At 66.6% G+C, this 18,460-nt stretch carries 17 protein-coding genes; 4 read left to right on the forward strand and 13 right to left on the reverse strand.

The annotated features are described in order from the left end of the window. Positions 1-29: 29 nt before the first annotated feature. From CRO50_RS00585 to CRO50_RS00610, 6 genes are all read right to left on the reverse strand, one after another. Positions 30-1,055 (reverse strand): LLM class flavin-dependent oxidoreductase, encoded by a 1,026-nt coding sequence (locus CRO50_RS00585; protein WP_097143933.1) that lies wholly within the window; start codon positions 1,053-1,055, stop codon positions 30-32. Between the two features lie 101 nt (positions 1,056-1,156). Next, positions 1,157-1,789 (reverse strand): alpha/beta family hydrolase, encoded by a 633-nt coding sequence (locus CRO50_RS00590; RefSeq protein ID WP_097143934.1) that lies wholly within the window; start codon positions 1,787-1,789, stop codon positions 1,157-1,159. Positions 1,790-1,796: 7 nt separating this feature from the next. After that, the gene (gene rpe, locus CRO50_RS00595; RefSeq protein ID WP_097143935.1) at positions 1,797-2,486 is read right to left on the reverse strand and encodes a ribulose-phosphate 3-epimerase; all 690 of its coding nucleotides are present in this window, start codon (positions 2,484-2,486) and stop codon (positions 1,797-1,799) included. A gap of 159 nt (positions 2,487-2,645) precedes the next feature. After that, positions 2,646-3,587 (reverse strand): class 1 fructose-bisphosphatase, encoded by a 942-nt coding sequence (locus CRO50_RS00600; RefSeq protein WP_097143936.1) that lies wholly within the window; start codon positions 3,585-3,587, stop codon positions 2,646-2,648. 139 nt (positions 3,588-3,726) lie between these two features. Next, positions 3,727-4,059: a DnaJ family domain-containing protein gene (locus CRO50_RS00605; protein WP_097143937.1), complete on the reverse strand. Its 333-nt coding sequence runs from the start codon at positions 4,057-4,059 to the stop codon at positions 3,727-3,729. A 154-nt stretch (positions 4,060-4,213) separates the two neighbouring features. After that, a complete protein-coding gene (locus CRO50_RS00610) occupies positions 4,214-5,434 on the reverse strand; it encodes an acyl-CoA dehydrogenase family protein (RefSeq protein ID WP_097143938.1) in 1,221 nt (406 codons plus the stop codon). A 235-nt stretch (positions 5,435-5,669) separates the two neighbouring features. Here CRO50_RS00610 and CRO50_RS00615 point away from each other — a divergent pair, with 235 nt between their 5' ends. From CRO50_RS00615 to CRO50_RS00625, 3 genes are all read left to right on the forward strand, one after another. Next, complete coding sequence (locus CRO50_RS00615) at positions 5,670-6,440, forward strand: SDR family NAD(P)-dependent oxidoreductase (RefSeq protein WP_097143939.1); 771 nt, start codon at positions 5,670-5,672, stop codon at positions 6,438-6,440. After that, positions 6,440-8,119 (forward strand): long-chain-fatty-acid--CoA ligase, encoded by a 1,680-nt coding sequence (locus CRO50_RS00620; protein WP_179747181.1) that lies wholly within the window; start codon positions 6,440-6,442, stop codon positions 8,117-8,119. Before CRO50_RS00615 ends, CRO50_RS00620 begins: the two co-directional genes overlap by 1 nt. Positions 8,120-8,196: 77 nt before the next feature. Then, a complete protein-coding gene (locus CRO50_RS00625) occupies positions 8,197-9,015 on the forward strand; it encodes an IclR family transcriptional regulator (RefSeq protein WP_097143941.1) in 819 nt (272 codons plus the stop codon). Between the two features lie 239 nt (positions 9,016-9,254). Here the strand turns inward: CRO50_RS00625 and CRO50_RS00630 are convergent, their stop codons facing one another. Then, positions 9,255-10,220: an NADPH:quinone oxidoreductase family protein gene (locus CRO50_RS00630; RefSeq protein WP_097143942.1), complete on the reverse strand. Its 966-nt coding sequence runs from the start codon at positions 10,218-10,220 to the stop codon at positions 9,255-9,257. A 266-nt stretch (positions 10,221-10,486) separates the two neighbouring features. On the opposite strand from CRO50_RS00630, the gene CRO50_RS00635 reads away from it, so the two are divergent. Then, positions 10,487-12,127 carry a long-chain-fatty-acid--CoA ligase gene (locus CRO50_RS00635; RefSeq protein ID WP_097143943.1) on the forward strand — a complete coding sequence of 547 codons (1,641 nt, stop codon included), beginning with the start codon at positions 10,487-10,489 and terminating at the stop codon, positions 12,125-12,127. Positions 12,128-12,191: 64 nt separating this feature from the next. Here the strand turns inward: CRO50_RS00635 and CRO50_RS00640 are convergent, their stop codons facing one another. The 6 genes from CRO50_RS00640 to CRO50_RS00665 all read right to left on the reverse strand — a co-directional run bounded on the left by CRO50_RS00640 (position 12,192) and on the right by CRO50_RS00665 (position 18,355). Continuing rightward, the gene (locus CRO50_RS00640) at positions 12,192-12,992 is read right to left on the reverse strand and encodes a hypothetical protein (protein WP_143516829.1); all 801 of its coding nucleotides are present in this window, start codon (positions 12,990-12,992) and stop codon (positions 12,192-12,194) included. Positions 12,993-13,364: 372 nt separating this feature from the next. Beyond that, positions 13,365-14,087, reverse strand: a complete 723-nt coding sequence (locus CRO50_RS00645; protein ID WP_198431804.1) for an ABC transporter ATP-binding protein — start codon at positions 14,085-14,087, stop codon at positions 13,365-13,367. Next, a complete protein-coding gene (locus tag CRO50_RS00650) occupies positions 14,084-14,842 on the reverse strand; it encodes an ABC transporter ATP-binding protein (protein WP_097143945.1) in 759 nt (252 codons plus the stop codon). Before CRO50_RS00650 ends, CRO50_RS00645 begins: the two co-directional genes overlap by 4 nt. Further along, positions 14,839-16,098 carry a branched-chain amino acid ABC transporter permease gene (locus tag CRO50_RS00655; RefSeq protein WP_097143946.1) on the reverse strand — a complete coding sequence of 420 codons (1,260 nt, stop codon included), beginning with the start codon at positions 16,096-16,098 and terminating at the stop codon, positions 14,839-14,841. Before CRO50_RS00655 ends, CRO50_RS00650 begins: the two co-directional genes overlap by 4 nt. Beyond that, positions 16,095-17,027: a branched-chain amino acid ABC transporter permease gene (locus CRO50_RS00660; protein WP_097143947.1), complete on the reverse strand. Its 933-nt coding sequence runs from the start codon at positions 17,025-17,027 to the stop codon at positions 16,095-16,097. Before CRO50_RS00660 ends, CRO50_RS00655 begins: the two co-directional genes overlap by 4 nt. An 89-nt stretch (positions 17,028-17,116) precedes the next feature. Then, positions 17,117-18,355, reverse strand: a complete 1,239-nt coding sequence (locus CRO50_RS00665) for a branched-chain amino acid ABC transporter substrate-binding protein (RefSeq protein WP_097143948.1) — start codon at positions 18,353-18,355, stop codon at positions 17,117-17,119. Positions 18,356-18,460: the final 105 nt, after the last annotated feature.

Consider the following 18,460-nt stretch of genomic DNA (forward strand, 5'->3'; position numbering starts at 1 on the left):
CCGGTAAGGGGGCCCAAGGTCCAGGGGCCTCAGCCCTTGCGCAGCTCGGGCGCGACCTTGGTGCCCAGCACCTCGATGGCCTTCAGCATTTCGGCGTGGTCGATGATCCCGATGGCCATCTGGATGGTCACCCGGTCAAAGCCCAGGTCCTCTTTCAGGCCAAGGATCTTGTCGACGATCTGCGCCGGAGAGCCGACGAAGTTGGCACCCTCCGGGCCGATGGAGGCATCGAATTGCGCCCGGCTCTGCGGGCCCCAGCCCCTTTCGCGGCCGATCTGGTCCATGACCGCCTTCTGCGCCGGGAAGAAGATATCGGCGGCCTTCTGGCTGTCTTCATGCAGGAAGCCATGCACGTTCAGCGAGACCCGCGCCTTCTCCTTGTGGCCCGATTGTTCGGCGGCGCGGCGGTAGAGATCGGCCAGCGGTGCGAAGCGGCGCGGCTCGCCGCCGATGATCGCCAGCGCCAGCGGGGCGCCGTAGGCCCCGGCGCGCACCATCGACTGCGGGGTGCCGCCGGCGGCGATCCAGATCGGCAACGATCCGTTGACGGGGCGCGGGTAGATGCCCAGCCCTTCGACCTTCTGGGTGAACTCGGTGCCCGGCCAGTTCAGCTTCTCGCCATCGTTGATGGCCATCAGCATGGCCAGCTTTTCCTCGAAGAGCGCGTCGTAATCCTTCAGCTCGTAGCCAAAGAGCGGGAAGCTCTCGATGAAGGAGCCGCGCCCGGCCATGATCTCGGCCCGGCCGCCGCTGATCGCGTCGATAGTGGCGAACTGCTGGTAGACCCGGATCGGATCTTCCGAGCTGAGCACGGTGACCGCAGAGCTGAGCTTGATGTTCTTCGTCTGCGCCGCCGCCGCCGCAAGCACCGTTGCGGGCGAGGAGATAGCGTAGTTCGGACGGTGGTGTTCGCCCAGCCCGAAGATATCGAGGCCAAGCTCATCGGCCAGCCGGATTTCCTCCAGCAGGTTGCCGAGACGTGCCTGGGCATCGACCTCTGCCCCCGTCACCGGGTCGCGGCCAACGTCGCCGAAGGTGTAAAGACCGACTTCCATATGCGCCTCCTGATCTGTTCAGATGCTACCTAGGGCGCCGGCGGCCATTCCGCTACCGCCTGCCTGCACAGCCTCTGTGCGGAAAGGAAGGGGGGCTGGCCTCAGCCGAGCGTCCCGGCCCAGAGCGCCACCTCCGCAACCATGCTCGACAGGTGATCTTCAAGGCTCTTGCCCGTCACCCGCTTGCGCGGTTTCAGGTCGTGGTCGCCATCCTCCAGCCAGTTCAGCCGGACGGCGGGCGAGAGCGCGCCGGCAGGGATCTCCTCCTGCGCGCCGAAGGCATCCCGCGTGCCCTGGCAGATCAGCGTCGGGCAGGTGATCGCCCGCAGATGCGCCGCGCGTTCCATGCCGGTCTTGCCGGGGGCATGGAAGGGAAAGCCCAGGCAAAGAAGGCCGCTGATACGCCCCGCGTCATGCAGGTCCTGTGCGATCAGGCTGGCGACCCGCCCGCCCATGCTCTTGCCGCCGATGATCAGCGGGCCTTCGCAGGCCAGCGCCTCGATGGCGGCGAGATACTCGGGCATGTAGGTCTCGGCCTTGCCGGGCGGCCGCTTCGAGCCCCCGGAGCGGCGCGCGGCCATGTAGCTGAACTCGAACCGGGCAACGCGCAGGCCATGGGCGGCCAGCCCCTCGGCCACGCTCTGCATCCAGGGCGTATCCATCGCCGCCCCTGCGCCATGGGCCAGCAGCACCGTGGTGCGGCCAGCCTCATCGCCGTTCAGCAGGCCATCCACGCCCGCCTCAGACCAGCGTGTCGCAGGAAGTGCGGATGGCGCGGATGTTCTGCCCATAGGGCGCGGGGTCCTGGACCGAACCGCCCTTGAAGACCGCAGAGCCCGCAACCAGCACATCGGCGCCGGCGGCGCGCATCAGCGGCGCGGTCTCGGGCGTGATGCCGCCGTCGATCTCGATATGCACGGGGCGGTCGCCGATCATCGCGCGCAGCTTCTCGACCTTCGCGATCTGGGAGTGGATGAACTTCTGCCCGCCGAAGCCGGGGTTCACCGTCATCACGCAAACGAGGTCGACCATGTCCAGCAGGTAATCCAGCGCCTCGACCGGCGTGCCGGGGTTCAGCGCCAGGCCCGCCTTGCAGCCCGCGCCGCGGATCGCCTGAAGGGTGCGGTGGATATGGGGGCCCGCCTCCAGGTGGGCGGTCAGCACATCGGCGCCGGCATCGGCGAAGGCCTCGATATAGGGCTCGACCGGCGCGATCATCAGGTGCACGTCCATGACGGTCTTGATGTGGCGGCGGATCGCCTTGCAGAGCGGCGGGCCGAAGGTGAGGTTCGGCACGAAATGCCCGTCCATCACGTCGACATGGATCCAGTCGGCGCCCTGCGCCTCCACGGCCTCGATTTCCTGCCCGAAGTTGGCGAAATCTGCAGAGAGGATCGAGGGGGCGATCTTCAGGGAACGGTCAAACGACATGGGGCACCTCCGGTGGTTACGGGGGCGATATAGCCCCGCCTGCGCGCCAAGGAAAGCACTGCGGCCTGCGGTGCCGGGGAGGGGGCTCCGCCCCCGTCCGCTGCGCGGCCTCCCCCGCAGTATTTTCAGCCATCGGATAGGGTGAAAAGGGGCCCCGCCTCAGCCGTGCAGCTCGGTGATCCGCTCGACCTCCTGGCGAGAGCCGAAGACGAAGGGACGGCGTTCGTGCAGCTTCTCGGCCGTCAGCGCCATGATCGGCGTGGTGCCATCGGTGGCCAGCCCCCCGGCCTGTTCGACCAGGAAGGCCATCGGCGCGACCTCGTAGACCATGCGCAGCCGGCCGCTCTCGTAGCCCGGACGCGCGTCGGAGGGATAGAGGAAGGTGCCGCCGCGGGTCAGGATGCGGTGGGTTTCGGCCACCAGGCTGCCGACCCAGCGGAAGTTCATGTTGCGGCCCTTGGCACCCTCTGCCCCGGCCTCGTTTTCCTCGACGTAGGCCAGCACCGGCGGGGTCCAGTGGCGACGGTTGGAGGCGTTGATCGAAAACTCCTTCGCCGCCTCGGGCAGCGACATCTTCGCCTCGGCCAGGGCGAAACTGCCTGTTTCGGGGTCGAGCACGTAGAGCTGGGTGCCCTCGCCGAAGGTCAGCGCCAGCAGGCATTGCGGACCATAGGCGATATAGCCCGCCGCCACCTGCTCCGAGGCGGGGCGCAGGAAGCTGGCATTGGCATCCCCGGCGGCCTCGAAGATCGAGAAGATGGTGCCGATGGTCACGTTGACGTCGATGTTGGACGAGCCATCCAGCGGATCGGCGGCCACGGCATAGGTGCCGCCCTCGACGAGGCTCAGCACCTCTTCCTGCTCCTCGGAGGCATAGTAGCGCACCCCGGCGCCACGCAGGCCCGCCTCGAACATCTCGTCGGCCAGCACGTCCAGCGCCTTCTGCTGGTCACCATCCGAGTTCTCGCCCACCCCGGCGCCAAGCGCCTGGCCCAGCGGACCGCGGGCGATGATGCGAGAGACCTCGGCCCCGGTGGTGCAGAGGGCGTCGATCACGGGAAACAGCTTGGCGGGAATATGGGCGGGATCAATGGCGGGCATGGAAATCTCCTGGGATGTCAGGGGCGTTATTCCACATTCCCCGCGCTGGCAAAACGGCTTTTCCGCCTGCCCGCGGGCTGAGATCGCTAACGGGCGGACCGGCGGACGCAAAGCACTCACTGCGACCCGGACCGCGGGCTCAGTCGCGCATGAACTTGCGCCGGGCCTCCTCGGCCATGCTCTGCTTCATCTGCAACTGCGCCAGCACGGCCATCGCCGCCCTGCGCTCTTCCGGGTCCGAGAGGGAGGCCAGCACCTCGACCTGGGCCGCGACCGCCTTCTTCAGGCGGATCTCCTCGGGCAGCGCGCCGGCCTGGGCCATGATGCGATAGCCCACGGCCTCCCCGGTATCCAGGTAGGCCTCGCCACTGCGGTCGGGCAGCGGCTTGCCCTCGCCTTCCAGACCCTGCAACCGGCCCTCGGCCAGGCTCTTCAGGATCCGTCTTTCGGTCAAACGACTCAGCCAGGACATCGCGCACCTCCAGGCCAAGGAAACTCCCGTCACGGGGAAGGTGCAAGGCCCCCCGCATCACCAGGCTGAAAATACTCTCGGGGGTGAATTGAGGCCGCGAGGCCTCAAGAGGGGGCGGACAGCCCCCTCCTCCCCCCTCGGGCCGGGTACGACCTCAGTTCCGATAGGCCTTGAGCTCCAGCTTGGCGATGGTCTCGCGGTGGACCTCGTCGGGGCCGTCGACCAGCCGCATGGTGCGGGCATTGGCGAAGGCGCCGGCCAGGAAGGTATCCTGGCAGACGCCCTGGGCGCCATGCACCTGCATGGCCCGGTCGACCACCCGCTGCACCATGTTGGCGCCGACCACCTTGATCATGGCGATCTCCTTGCGGGCCGCCTTGTTGCCGACGGTGTCCATCATGTAGGCCGCATGCATGGTCAGCAGGCGGGCCTGCTCGATCTCGCAGCGGCTCTCGGCGATCCAGTGCTTGGTCACCCCCATGTCGGCGATCGGCTTGCCGAAGGCGGTGCGCGCCATGCCGCGTTCGCACATGGCCTGCAGGGCACGCTCGGCCTGGCCGATGGAGCGCATGCAGTGGTGGATGCGGCCCGGTCCAAGGCGGCCCTGGGCGATCTCGAAGCCGCGGCCCTCGCCCAGCAGGATGTTCGAGGCCGGCACGCGGACGTTGTCGTAGATGATCTCGGCATGGCCATGGGGGGCGTGATCGTAACCGATCACCTTCAGCGGCCGCACCACCGTCACGCCGGGGGTGTCCAGCGGCACCAGGATCATGCTCTGCTGACGGTGCTTCTCGGCGGTGGGGTCGGTCTTGCCCATGACGATGGCAATCTTGCAGCGCGGGTCCATGGCCCCCGAGGACCACCACTTGCGCCCGTTGATCACGTAATCATCGCCATCGCGGCGGATCTCGGTCTGGATGTTCGTCGCATCCGAACTGGCCACCTCGGGCTCGGTCATCGAAAAGCACGAGCGGATCTCGCCGGCCATCAGCGGCTTCAGCCAGGCCTCGCGCTGCGCATCGTCGCCATAGAGAAAGATCGTCTCCATGTTGCCGGTATCCGGCGCAGAGCAGTTGAAGGGCTCGGACCCGATCGAGGACCGGCCCATCAGCTCGCAGAGCATCCCGTATTCGACATTGCTCAGCCCCATGCCCTCGTAGCCGGGCTTCGAGTGCGGCAGGAACATGTTCCACAGGCCCGCCGCGCGCGCCTTCTCCTTCAGCTCTTCCATCACCGGCACGACGCACCAGCGTCCGCCTGCCTCGACCTGCTCGGCATAGGTGGCCTCGGCCGGGAACACATGGGCATCCATGAAGGCGATGAGCTTCTCGCGCAGCTCCTTCGCCCGATCCGAAATCGGGAAATGATCGTACATCTGGGGTCCTCCTCCACCTCTTGCCCTTTGATGCCCCTCCGCCCCGGCCCCGTCAAGATTGCGGAAGAATTTTCCGTAAAGCGGAATATTGACGAGATGTTCCGCTCCGTGGCAGGCTGTTCCGCAGTAAGGGAGAACTCCTGGGGAGGAGGATTCCGCGAAACGGAACTGGCAGGCGGCCCCTCGGGGCCGAACGGGAGCGCATGTCTGCCTCCCCCTGCGCAAGGGAGGTCGCATGCGGCGCTACGACGGAAAATATGCCCTGGTCACCGGGGCAGCCAGCGGCATCGGACGGGCCACGGCGGCAAGGCTGGCGGAAGAGGGCGCAAGGGTGCTGCTGCTGGACCGCGCCGAGGGGCTGGAAGAGGCCCTGCCGGCCGGCGACCACCTCTGGCGCCATTGCGATGTCTCGGACGAGGCCCAGGTGGCCGAGGCCGTGGCCTATGCCATCAGCCAATTCGGCCGCATCGACGCGCTGGCCAACAACGCCGGCATCATCTGCGACCGCTCGCCGATCACCGAGACCGACGCCGCCACCTGGCAGCGGGTGCTCTCGGTCAACCTGGTGGGCGCGGCGCTGATGGTGAAGCACGTGGGCCGGCAGATGCAGGCCCAGGGCGCGGGCGCCATCGTCAACACCGCCTCTGTCGCCGGCATCCGCTCGGGCGCGGGGGGCAATGCCTATTCGGCCTCGAAGGCCGGGGTGATCTCGCTGACCCAGACGGCGGCCTGCGACCTGGGCCAATACGGCGTGCGCGTCAACGCGGTCTGCCCCGGCCTGATCGAGACCGGCATGACCAAGCCCGTCTTCGACTACGCCCGCGACGCCGGCAAGGAAGACCGGCTGGGCGCGCGCTGTGAGTTGCGCCGCTACGGCCACCCCTCCGAGATCGCCGCCGCCATCGCCTTCCTCGCCTCCGAGGACGCCTCCTTCATCACCGGGCAGGCCCTGCCGGTGGACGGCGGCAACACCGCCTCGCTCAACCTGCCGGGGATGAAGGTCTGATGCCGATGATCCCCCTGCCCCACTGGCCCGAAGAGCTGCCCCGAGAGACCCGTTTCGCCGACCACAACGTGGCGCTCAACCTCAAGGCCTCCGCCGCCCGCGTGCCCGAGCGCACCGCGCTGCATTTCCACGGCTTCTCGCTGAGCTACGCCGAACTCTGGGACCAGGTCGAACGGTTGGCCGGCTGGCTGCAATCGCGCGGGATCACCCGTGGCGACCGGGTGCTGCTCTACATGCAGAACGCGCCGCATTACGTCATCGCCTATTACGCCATCCTGCGCGCCGATGCCGCCGTGGTGCCGGTGAACCCGATGAACCGCCAGGCCGAGCTGGAACATCTCGCCGCCGATACCGGCGCCCGCATCGCCATCGCAGGGACCGAGCTCCTGCCCCATGTCACCCCGCTGCTCGAGGCGGGCCTGCTCGACCAGGTGCTGGCCGGCGCCTATGCGGACATGACCGAGCCGGGCGACGAGGTGCCGCTCTTCGAGGCGCTGCAGGGGCATACGGATGCCGATATCTCGGGCCCCGGCCTGACCGCCTTCCGCGCCGCGCTGGCCGAGGGTCACCCCCCCGGCCCCGTCACCACCGGGGCGGACGACCTGGCCGTCATCCCCTATTCCTCGGGCACCACGGGCCAGCCCAAGGGCTGCATGCACACCCATGCCTCAGTGCAGGCGACGATCCAGTGCGGCGCGATCTGGAACCCCGCCGATGGCGAGGACGAGGTGCATCTGACCACCCTGCCGCTCTTCCATGTCACTGGCATGCAGAACGGCATGTCGATCCCGCTGATGAAGGGGCAGGAGATCGTCCTGCTCTGCCGCTGGAACCGCGAAGCCGCCTGCCGCCTCATCGCCCGCCACCGGGTGACCCGCTGGCGCTCCATCGCCACCATGGCCATCGACCTGCTGCAAACCCCCGACATCGCCGGACATGACCTGGGCTCGCTGCGCGGCATCGGCGGCGGCGGCGCCGCCATGCCCGAGGCCGTGGCCGACCGGCTGCACGGGCTGACCGGGCTCGACTATATCGAAGGCTACGGCCTCTCCGAGACCATGGCCGCCACCCACATCAACCCGGTGCACCGGCCCAAGCGGCAATGCCTCGGCATCCCGGTGATCTCGGTCGACAGCCGGATCATCGACCCGGTGACGCTCGAGGAACTGCCCGCGGGCGAAACCGGCGAGATCGTCACCCACGGCCCGCAGGTCTTCCGCGGCTACTGGCAGCGCGAGGACGAGACCCGCGCCGCCTTCCTCGAGCTCGACGGCAAGACCTTCTTCCGCACCGGGGACCTCGGCTACCGCGACGAAGAGGGCTATTTCTTCATGGTCGACCGGGTGAAGCGGATGATCAACGCGGCGGGCTTCAAGGTCTGGCCGGCCGAGGTCGAGGCGCTGATGCATGCCCACCCGGACCTGGCCGAGGTCTGCGTCATCGGCGCCGCCGATCCGCGCCGCGGCGAGACCGTCAAGGCAGTCGCCGTGCGCCGCGCCGGGGCCGAAGCACTGACCGAAGCGCAGGTGATCGACTGGTGCCACGGCCGCATGGCGGCCTATAAATGTCCGAAATCCGTGGAGTTTACCGCGGCCCTGCCGAAATCCGCCGCGGGCAAGGTGCTCTGGCGCGAGCTGGCGGAAAAAGAGGCGACCCGCGCCGCGCAGCCCGCGGGGTAAGCCTGCACCGGGCCGGGGCGCTTGACCCCCTGCCCGGCGCTTAGTAGCTGCGCAGGCGAACATCGGGGAAGGATGTCATGCGCAAACGGGTAAGCGATATCGCGGCGGAAGCCGAAAAGACGGACAACGACCGACAGTTCGTCACGGCCCTCCATCGCGGGCTGGAAATCCTCAAGGCCTTCCGCCCGGCGGACAAGGCCGGCCTTGGCAATTCCGAGCTGGCCGAACGCACCGGCCTGCCCAACTCGACCGTCTCGCGGCTGACCTTCACGCTGCTGAAGTCGGGCTACCTGGTCTATGACGACGGCACCGGACGCTACCGCATGGGCCTGCCCGTGCTGTCGCTGGGCTATGCCTGCCTCGCCGGCATGCAGGTGCGCGAAACCGCCCAGGTCTACATGCAGAAACTGGCCGATGAATGCGGCGACGGGGTGCTGGTGGCGCTTGGCGGCCGCGACGACATGGCGATGACCTATATCGCCGCGGCGCGCTCCGAGGGCGTGATCTCGCTGCAGCTCAACGTCGGTTCGCGCATCTCGCTGGCGCGCTCCGCCATGGGCCGCGCCTATATCGCCGGCACTTCCGAGGCCGAGCGCAACGAGATCATCGACCGCATCCGCGACCGCTACGAGGGCGAGAAGCTGGACGATGCGCTGCGCGGCATCGAGGATGCCCAGGACCAGATCGCCACCAAGGGCTTCTACGCCAATATCGGCGAATGGCAGCGCGACGTGCATGCGGTCTCGGTCCCCTACCGCAGCCCCCAGCCCGACACGCCGATGCTGTCCTTCAACCTCGGCGGATACGCCTTCTCGCTGCCGAAGGACCGGCTGGAAAACGAGCTCGGCCCCAAGCTGGTCGAACTGTCGCGCATGGTCAGCCGCACCGGGTACTGACCCCTTCTCATTATCCGACGGCCCCAAATACTGCGGGGGAGTCAGCCGCAGGCTGACGGGGGCAGCGCCCCCCTTCCCGGTTGCCCGAAACTGCGACGTCGCGGGGGGGGCTCTGCCCCCGCCGCGCGCCGCGAGTCTCCCCCGCAGTATTTTCAGCCATCGGATAGGGAAAGAGGCGGAGCCCCTCAGACCGAAGCACTCCACCTGCGCAGGATGGGGTTTCACCCCATCACGCCCCCTCAGGGCACCAGCGCGATCTTCCCGGTCGCGCCGCGTGCCAGAACGCGGGTCAGCACCTCCGATGCCTCCGACAGCTTGTAGCGCCCCTCGATCACCGGCTTGACCCTGCCCTCCGCATACCAGCCCAGAAGCTCGGCCATATTGGCCTTGTAGGCCTCGGGCTCGGCGCGGGTCCAGTTGCCCCAGAACACGCCGACCACGGAAAATTCCTTGACCAGGGCAAGGTTTACCGGGAATTTCGGGATCTCTCCGCTGGCAAATCCGATGACCAGCAGGCGCCCGTTTCGCGCCATGCAGCGGCAGGCGGCATCGAAGGCGGCACCGCCCACGACATCATAGACCACGTCGACACCATGGCCGCCGGTCAGGTCCTTCACCTGTGCCTTCAGATCGTCATAGCCGATGGCGTGATCCGCGCCGGTCTCCAGCGCCAGCGCGCGCTTTTCCTCGGTCGAGCAGACGGCGATGACCTTCGCCCCCATCACCTTGCCGATCTGGATCGCCGCGACCCCGGTCGCCCCGGCGGCACCGAAGATCATCAGCCATTCGCCCGCCTTCAGCGCGCCGCGCTGCTTCAGCGCATGGTGCGAGGTGCCATAGGCCACCAGCAGCGCGCAGGCCTCGGCGGCATCCATGCCCTCGGGGATCTCCATCACCCGCGCCGCCGGGCAAACCGCCTTCTCCGCGTAGCCCCCGGTCGGGACCGCCGCCAGCACCCGCGTGCCGGGGGCAAGCGAGACGCCCTCGCCCACCGCCTCGATGCGTCCGGCGACCTCCATCCCCGGCGTGAAGGGGCGGTCGGGGCGCGATTGGTAGAGCCCCTGGACCAGCAGCCCGTCGGGGTAGTTCACCCCCGCCGCCTCGGTGGCGATCAGCACCTCGCCGGGGCCCGGCACCGGGTCCGCGGTCTCTTCCCAGGCAAGGTCGGTCAGCGGTCCGAATTCATGGCAGATGATGGCTTTCACGTCTCGTGCTCCCTCGTGATTCGCGTCGCCCCCTCCCTGGGGCGTCTCTGGCCATCAGGCTAGGCGGAATCACGGGATATGCCATTGAAAACACTAGCGAATGAGTGAAATTTCGCGCATTAACCGCGCCGCAGCGCAGCATTTTCCGCGCTTCTTCCGAGGGGCGGAATTTACGCGGAAAAATATTCCGCAGACGCTGCGTCTCCCCTTGGGCCAGGGCGGTTCCGCGGCTACATTTCCACCAGGACTCTGGGAGGAGACAAGCCATGGAAGGCATGATGATGCACCGGCCGCTGCTGGTGTCGACGATTCTCGAACACGCGATGGAGGCCCACAAGAAGGGCCGCATCACCTCGGTCAGGACCGAGGGCGATATCCATTCCTATACCTACCCCGAAGCGGGCGCCCGGATCGCCCAGCTGGCCAATGCGCTGCAGGGGATGGGGATCAAGCTGGGCGATCGGGTGGCGACCCTGGCCTGGAACGGCTACCGCCACTTCGAGCTCTACTACGCGATCTCGGGCATCGGGGCGGTCTGTCACACGATCAACCCCCGCCTCTCGGCCGAGCAGCTGATCTATATCGTCAACCACGCCGAGGACCGGGTGCTGTTCCTCGACACCACCTTCGTGCCGATCATCGCCGCGGTGAAAGAGCACCTGCCCGAGGACATGACCTATGTGATCATGACCGACCGGGCGCATATGCCCGACACCCCCTTCCCGGCGCTCTGCTATGAAGAGCTGCTCGAGGGTCAGCCTCAGACCATCGCCTGGCCCGAGTTCGACGAGAACACCGCCTGCGGTCTGTGCTACACCTCCGGCACCACCGGCCACCCGAAGGGCGCGCTCTATTCCCACCGCTCGACGGTGCTGCATGCCTTCACCATCGCCATTTCCCAGCGTCACAGCTTCGGCGAGGGCAAGTCGATCCTGCCCGTGGTGCCGCTGTTCCACGTCAACGCCTGGGGCCTGCCCTATGCCGCGCCGCTCATCGGCGCCTCGCTGGTGATGCCGGGTCCGGCGATGGACGGGCCCAGCCTGTTCAAGCTGATGGACCAGGAAAAGGTCTATTCCGCCTGGGGCGTGCCCACGGTCTGGATGGGCCTGCTGGCCGAGATCAAGGCCCAGGGCCGCAAGCCCGACAACTTCTGCGACGTGGTGATCGGCGGCTCTGCGGCGCCGAAGTCGATGATCGAGAGCTTCGAGAAGATGGATATCGACGTCGGCCACGCCTGGGGCATGACCGAGATGTCGCCCGTCGGCACCCATGGCTGCCTGCCGCAGTGGATGGAGGAACTGCCCTTCGACGAACAGATCGCCGCCAAGGCCAAGCAGGGCCGCCGCGTCTTCGGCGTCGAGCTGAAGATCGTCGACGATGACGGCAACCCACTGCCCCATGACGGCAAGGCCATCGGCGAGCTTTACGTGCGCGGCAATGCCGTGGTCTCGGGCTACTTCCGCAACGAGGAAGCGACCGCCAAGGCGCTGGATGCCGAGGGCTGGTTCGGCACCGGCGACGTGGCCTCCATCGACACCGAGGGTTTCCTGGTCATCCAGGACCGCGCCAAGGACCTGATCAAGTCCGGCGGCGAATGGATCTCCTCGATCGACCTCGAGAACGCGGCCCTCTCGCTGCCCGGCATCGCCAATTGCGCCGCCATCGGCGTGCCGCATCCCCGCTGGGACGAACGCCCGGTGCTGGTCGCCGTGGCCGCCGGCGACGAGAAGCCCTCGCTCGAGGCGATCCGCGACCATATCGCGCCCCACTTCGCCAAGTGGCAGCTGCCCGACGACGTGATCTGGGTCGAGGCCCTGCCGATGACCGCCACCGGCAAGGTCTCCAAGCTGAACCTGCGCAAGCAGCTGGCCGATTACCAGCACCCCGAGCTGCGCCAGACCGCCTGAGCGCGGCCAACGGAACAGGAAAGGGCGCCCCCGTGGCGCCCTTTTTCTTTTCGGATCAGGTAGTTCAGGGGAAGACCAGCAACGGGCCCGGATCGTCCTCGCTGCCCATGGCAGGTGCCTCGACCTCGGGCACCACCTTGGGCCCGGACAGGCAACGCCCCTGCATGTCGGTCGCCAGGTAGACCTCCCCCGGTGCGCCCTCCAGCACCATTTCCCCCTTCAGCCCGCCGTGCCAGACCACCCAGTCCTCGCCGATCAGCTGGTATATCAGCACGGGCGCCGCGCTTTCGTTGCGGAGGCGGAAGAAGGTCCAGCTTTCCGGGGTCACCTGGACCGAGGCCGGGTCGGGGCAGTTCTCGCCCAGCAGCGGCACCTCGGTCAGGTCGGCCTCGTAGGTTGGAAAATCAGCAGCCTCGGCGCATTCCGCCAGCCCCTTGCGGATCGCGGGCAGATCCGTCAGCCGGAAGATGCCGCTGCCGCCCTCCCAGTCCGGGTGCAGGTCGATCCACGAGGCCCCCTCCAGCGCCGCCTGGAACGCCGCACCGCCCTCGATCTCCCAATCCCATTCTTCTCCGCCAAGGGTGATCGGATAGAGCGTGCCATCCACCGAAACCTGCTGGTCCACTTCGTCGCCGGAATAGGAATCCGTCGACAGGATCAGCCCCTCCGTGCCCTGCCGGATCGCCAGCGTCGGCCCGTCGAAAGAGCTGAAGGCGGTGCAGAGGAAATCTCCGCCATCGCCCCTCCAGTCGCCGCTGACCACCCAGGGCCCCATTTCCAGCCGCACGTGGGATTGCGCCCACGCCAGTTGCGGCCCCAGCGAAAGCACCACGCAAAGCGCGGCGGAAAGTCCTGAAGTCTTCATCCGTCATCTCCCCTCGATGCCCCCATCGAAGCGGAACGGCCCCGCGCCAGTCAAGCACGGGACCTGCGGGGAAGATGACAAGTTGCGTCACCCGCTGCGGCGCGCCGGTTTTGTCCCGTCCGGCGGGCAGCGCGCGCCGCTTTAACCCGGCCCGATGCGGTGCCGGACACCGACGCGATACCGACGCAATACCGACGTGATACCGACATCGGATTTCGGGCCCCAAGGCCCTGTTAACCTGTCCGAAATTGCCCCGATTCGCGGCGGGCGGCACCGAGGGGCCGCCCGCCGCTTCAGGAAAGAGTTAACCCCGCCGCCTCGGGACAGGCGGCGGGGCCCCGACAGTGATCACCCGCCGCGCGGGGACCAAGCTCAGACTTCGAGCCACTCCTTGCGGATGTCGTCGCGGGTGGCGAATTCGGCCGGAGTGCCGGAATAGACGATCTCTCCGTGACCCATCACATAGACCCGGTCGGCGATCTTCAGGGCAATCGACAGCTTCTGTTCCACCAGCAGGATCGAGACCCCGGCCTTGGCAATTTCGGCAATCATCTCGCCCACTTGCGTGACGATCAGCGGGGCCAGGCCCTCGGTCGGCTCGTCGATGATGATCAGCTCCGGGTCGCCCATCAGGGTCCGGCACATGGTCAGCATCTGTTTCTCGCCGCCCGAAAGCACCCCCGCCGGATTGTCCGCGCGCCGCGCCAGGTTGGGGAACATCTCGAGCATCTGGTCGATGGACCAGCGGCCCGTCTTGCGCATGTTCTTGATCCCCAGCATGAGGTTCTGGCGCACCGTCATCGTCGGGAAGATGTCCCGACTTTCAGGCACATAGCCCAGGCCCATGCGTGCGATCTTGTGGTTCGGCAACCCCGCGATCTCCTGCCCACGGAAGCGGATGGAGCCCTGCGGCGCCACCTCTCCCATGATCGCCTTGGCGGTGGTCGAGCGCCCGACACCATTGCGTCCCAAGAGGGCGATGACCTCGCCCGGCATGATCTGCATCTCGACCCCGTTCAGCACGTGGGACTTGCCGTAATAGGCATGCAGATCAGTGATTTGCAGCATCGGCTCCTGGTTGCTGTCGAAACTCATGCCGCGTCCTCCGCCTCTTCGCCCAGGTAGGCTTCGCGCACCTTGGCATCGCCGCGGATCTCTTCCGGGGTGCCGGTGGCAATGATCTCGCCGTAGACCAGCACGGAAATCCGGTCGGCAAGGTTGAAGACCACGCCCATGTCGTGCTCGACGATCAGCAGGGTCTTGCCCTTGCTGGCCTTTTCGATCAGCGCCACGGCGCGGTCGGTCTCGGAGTGGCTCATCCCCGCGGTCGGTTCATCCAGCAGGATCACATCCGCCCCGCCCGCGATGGTGATCGCGATCTCCAGCGTGCGCTGATCGGCGTAGGGCAGCAGCGCGGCCGGCAGGTTCGCCTTTTCGAGCAGCCCGACCTCGTCAAGGATATGTGCCGTCTTTTCAGAGACTTCCTTCAGGTTGCCGATATTGCGCCAGAAGCTGTAGCCGTAGCCCATGGAGTACAGGACCCCGCAGCGGACATTCTCGCGCACGGTCATGTTGGTGAAGATGTTCGACACCTGGAAGCTGCGGCTCAGGCCCATGCGGTTGATCTGGTAGGGCTTCTTGCCCGAGATCAGCTCTCCGCCCAGGCGCACCTCGCCAGAGGAGGGCATGAAGCGGCCCGAGATCAGGTTGAACAGGGTGGACTTGCCCGCCCCGTTCGGCCCGATGATCGCGTGACGCTCGCCTTTGCCGACGCTGAGGTCGACACCCTGGATGATCTTCGCCGGGCCGAAGCTCTTGCGCAGATCGGTCAGTTCAAGGGCCGGGGTCATTTGCTCTCTCCCTTCGCGGATTTGAGGACCAGCAGGACGCCCAGCACCAGCGGCACCACGCCCAGGACCCAGGTCAGCAGGTTGGTGGTATCCAGATGCAGGCCGAAAGGCTCGAAGACCTCGCCGTAGCCCTCGGACCAGCGGAAGGCGACTTCGACGATGGTGATCACCGAGGTGGCGATCAGCACCAGGCCCGCCAGCCGGATCAGCCAGCTCTGCCAGACCTCGCCCAGGCGACCGGCGCGGATGGTATCGGTGGTGCCGTAGACGATGCCCGCGATCCCGTTGGGCAGGAACATCACCACGCCTACGAACATCAGGCCGAGGTAGAGCAGCCAGCCCGCCGTGTAGTCCGACAGGTTGGACCCCATGTAAGTCATGATGATCGCCCCCATAATCGGGCCGGTGAAGTAGCGGATGCCGCCGACGTAGGTGGCGATCAGGATCGCCCCCGAGGGGATCAGCGACAGGTTCTCGGGGGTGAAGATCTCGTCCTGCACCGCCGACATGCCGCCGGCCATGCCCGCGAAGGCCCCGGCGAAGATGAAGACCAGGTAGCGCACGCGCTGCGGGCTGTAGCCGACGAACTCGACCCGTTCGGGGTTGTCGCGCGTCGCCTCAGACAGCTTGCCGAGCGGCGTGCGGGTGAAGGCATAGGTGCCAAGCACGCCGATGAAGGTCCAGAAGGCGATGAACCAATAGACCTCGTCGACGGGACCCAGCGAGAGGCCCAGGAACTCGGGCCCCGACATGCGGTCACCCGAGATACCCATTTCGCCGCCGAAGAGGCTGTCGAACATGAAGCCCGCCGCCGCGACCAGCTCGGCCACACCGAGAGAGATCATGGCGAAGGGCGTGCCCGCGCGGCGGCACGACGGCCAGCCGATGACGGCCCCCGCCAGCGCGCCGGCGCCGAAGCCGAAGGCGGGCATCGTGAACACCGGCACGGCGCCCCAGAAGCCCGACCCATCGGCCACCCAGTTCATCACATGGACGGCGAAGTAGCCGCCAAGGCCCATGTAGACCGCGTGGCCGAAGCTCAAGAGGCCGGCGCGTCCCAGCAGCATGTTGTAGCTGAGCGCGAAGACGATGGTGATGCCCATGTGGTTCAGCAGCGTCACCATCGAGCGCGAAGGATTGAACAGCGGGATCACCAGCAGCAGCACCGCGAAGGCGATCAGCGGCACCGTGCGCTGGCGGAATTTCTCGGCGCGGGAAGGCTCCAGCGCGGCATAGGTTGCAGTCATATCGGTCATACTTCACGTTCCCCCATGAGCCCGCGCGGCCGGATCATCAGGATCAGGACCAGCAGCAGGAAGGGCAGCATCGGCGCCATGGAGGCGATGGTGATTTCTCCGACTTCGGTATGCGGCCCGAGGCCCAGGAAACCGAAGATGTCGGCCAGAGAGGCGTTGATCGAAATGGCAGAGGTCTGCAGCAGCCCGATCAACATGGCGGCGACGAAGGCGCCCTCAAGGCTGCCGAGGCCGCCGACGACCACCACCACGAAGACGATGGGACCCATCTGCACGGCCATGGCCGGGTCGGTGACGAAGTAGTTGCCCCCGATCACGCCAGCCAGGCCCGCCAGGGCGCAGCCGACACCGAAGACGCTCATGAAGATCAGCGGCACGTTGTGGCCCAGGCTGCCCACCATGTGCGGATGGGTCAGCGCGGCCTGGATGATCAGACCGGCGCGGGTCCGCTTCAGCAGGTACCACAGGGCCACCAGCATGAAGGCCGCGACGAAGAGGATGAAGATCCGGTAGGCCGGGTATTGCGCGCCGTAGAGGGTGAACAGCGGGAAATCCAGCAGCTCGGGCACGCGGTAGTTGACCGCGGTACGGCCCCAGAAGATCTTGACGACCTCGTCGATCAGATAGGCCAGACCGAAGGTGAAGAGCAGTTCCGCCACATGCCCCTGGGCATGGACGCGTCGCAGCCCGTAGCGCTCGACCACCATGCCCACGAGGCCCACCAGGACCGGAGCGAGGAAGAGCGCGATCCAGAAGGACGTGCCCTCCATGATCGTGAAGGCAAGGTAGGCGCCCAGCATGTAGAAGCTGGCATGTGCGAAGTTCAGCACGCCCATCATGGAAAAGATCAGCGTCAGACCGCTGGACAACATGAAGAGCAGAAGCCCGTAGATCACGCCGTTGAGCAGCGCGAAGACCAGAGTTTCCATGGTTCATTCCCGAAAATTAGGTCCACCCCAGGGGATGGCGGGTGCCACGGAGAGAGCCTCCGCGGCACCCGGTTTTCACGACAGGGGGCTTACTCGGGCCGCTCCATCTCGCAGGTGGTCGGCTCCATCGCGGCCTCGGCCGAGATCACGCCGCCTTCCACCAGCGCCCAGCCCAGGTCGGTGTTGTCGACCGGGAAGGTCACGTCGGGCGAGACCGTGGTGATGAACAGGGGCTGCTGCACCTGGTGGTCCTCGGCGCGCATGGTCGCGGTGCCGTAACCCCCTTCGACAGAAAGACCTTCCAGCGCATAGGCCACGTCGATCGGGTCGATGCTGCCGGCCTTCTCGGCGGCGGCGTCGAACATCTCGAGCGTCACGAAGGCGCGGTGGTAGTAGTAGTCGTAATCGGGGAACCGCTCCTTGTACTCGGCCACCAGGGCGTTCTGCTCATCGCTGATGCCCTCCTGGTTGGCCGCCAGTTCGGACACCTGGAACAGGGTCCCGACGGCGCCTTCACCCAGCGTGGCGACAGCACCGCTCGAACCGCCATAGAAAGTCAGGTATGGAATTTCCTGGCCCGCATCGGCCGCGGCCTTGACCAGCAGGGTCATGTCCTGACCCCAGTTGCCGGTGATCACGGCATCGGCTTCAGAGCTGATGATCTTCTGCACGTAAGGGGTGAAATCCTTCACCTTTGCCAGCGGGTGCAGTTCGTTGCCGACGATCTCGATATCGGGGCGCTTCTCTGCCAGCTGGCTCTCGGCGGCGGCGGCCACGGCCTCGCCGAAGACGTAGTCCTGACCGATCAGGTAGACCTTCTTGATGTCATCCCGCTTGGCGACCCAGTCCGTGATGCCGTTCATCTTCATGTCGGCATGGGCGTCGAAACGGAAGTGCCAGAAGCTGCAGGCCTCGTTGGTGAAGGCAGGCGTGACCGCGGCATAGTTGAAGAAAAGAACTTCTTCGCCGGGGTTCCGCTGGTTGTGCTTGTTCACCGCGTCGATGATCGCCGAGGCCACGGACGAGCCGTTGCCCTGCAGGATGTAACGTGCACCCTGGTCGATCGCCTTCTGCAGCTGGACCAGCGATTCCTTGGGGCTGATCTTGTTGTCCAGACCCAGGATCTCGATCTCGTTGCCGTTCACACCGCCGTTGGCGTTGATGTGTTCAGCCGCAAGAATGAAGCTCTGGTACGCAGGTTCGCCCGAAGACGCCATCGCCCCCGACAGCGGATCGATGAATGCCATCTTGATCGTATCGGCCTGCGCGGCAGTGACAGCGCACAGGGACACGGCAGCCGCAAGCGCGGCCTTAACGGTCGATTTCATAATGTTCTCCTCCCTAGATGGAAAACAGGGTATGCACGCCCCATTTCCCTGCCAAGAGGAAAAGGCCTCCGCAGCGGCTTGTCAAGCAATGTGTGAAATTCTATT

This window comes from Pseudooceanicola antarcticus (assembly GCF_900215355.1).
In the GTDB taxonomy this organism is placed as follows: Bacteria; Pseudomonadota; Alphaproteobacteria; order Rhodobacterales; family Rhodobacteraceae; genus Pseudooceanicola; species Pseudooceanicola antarcticus.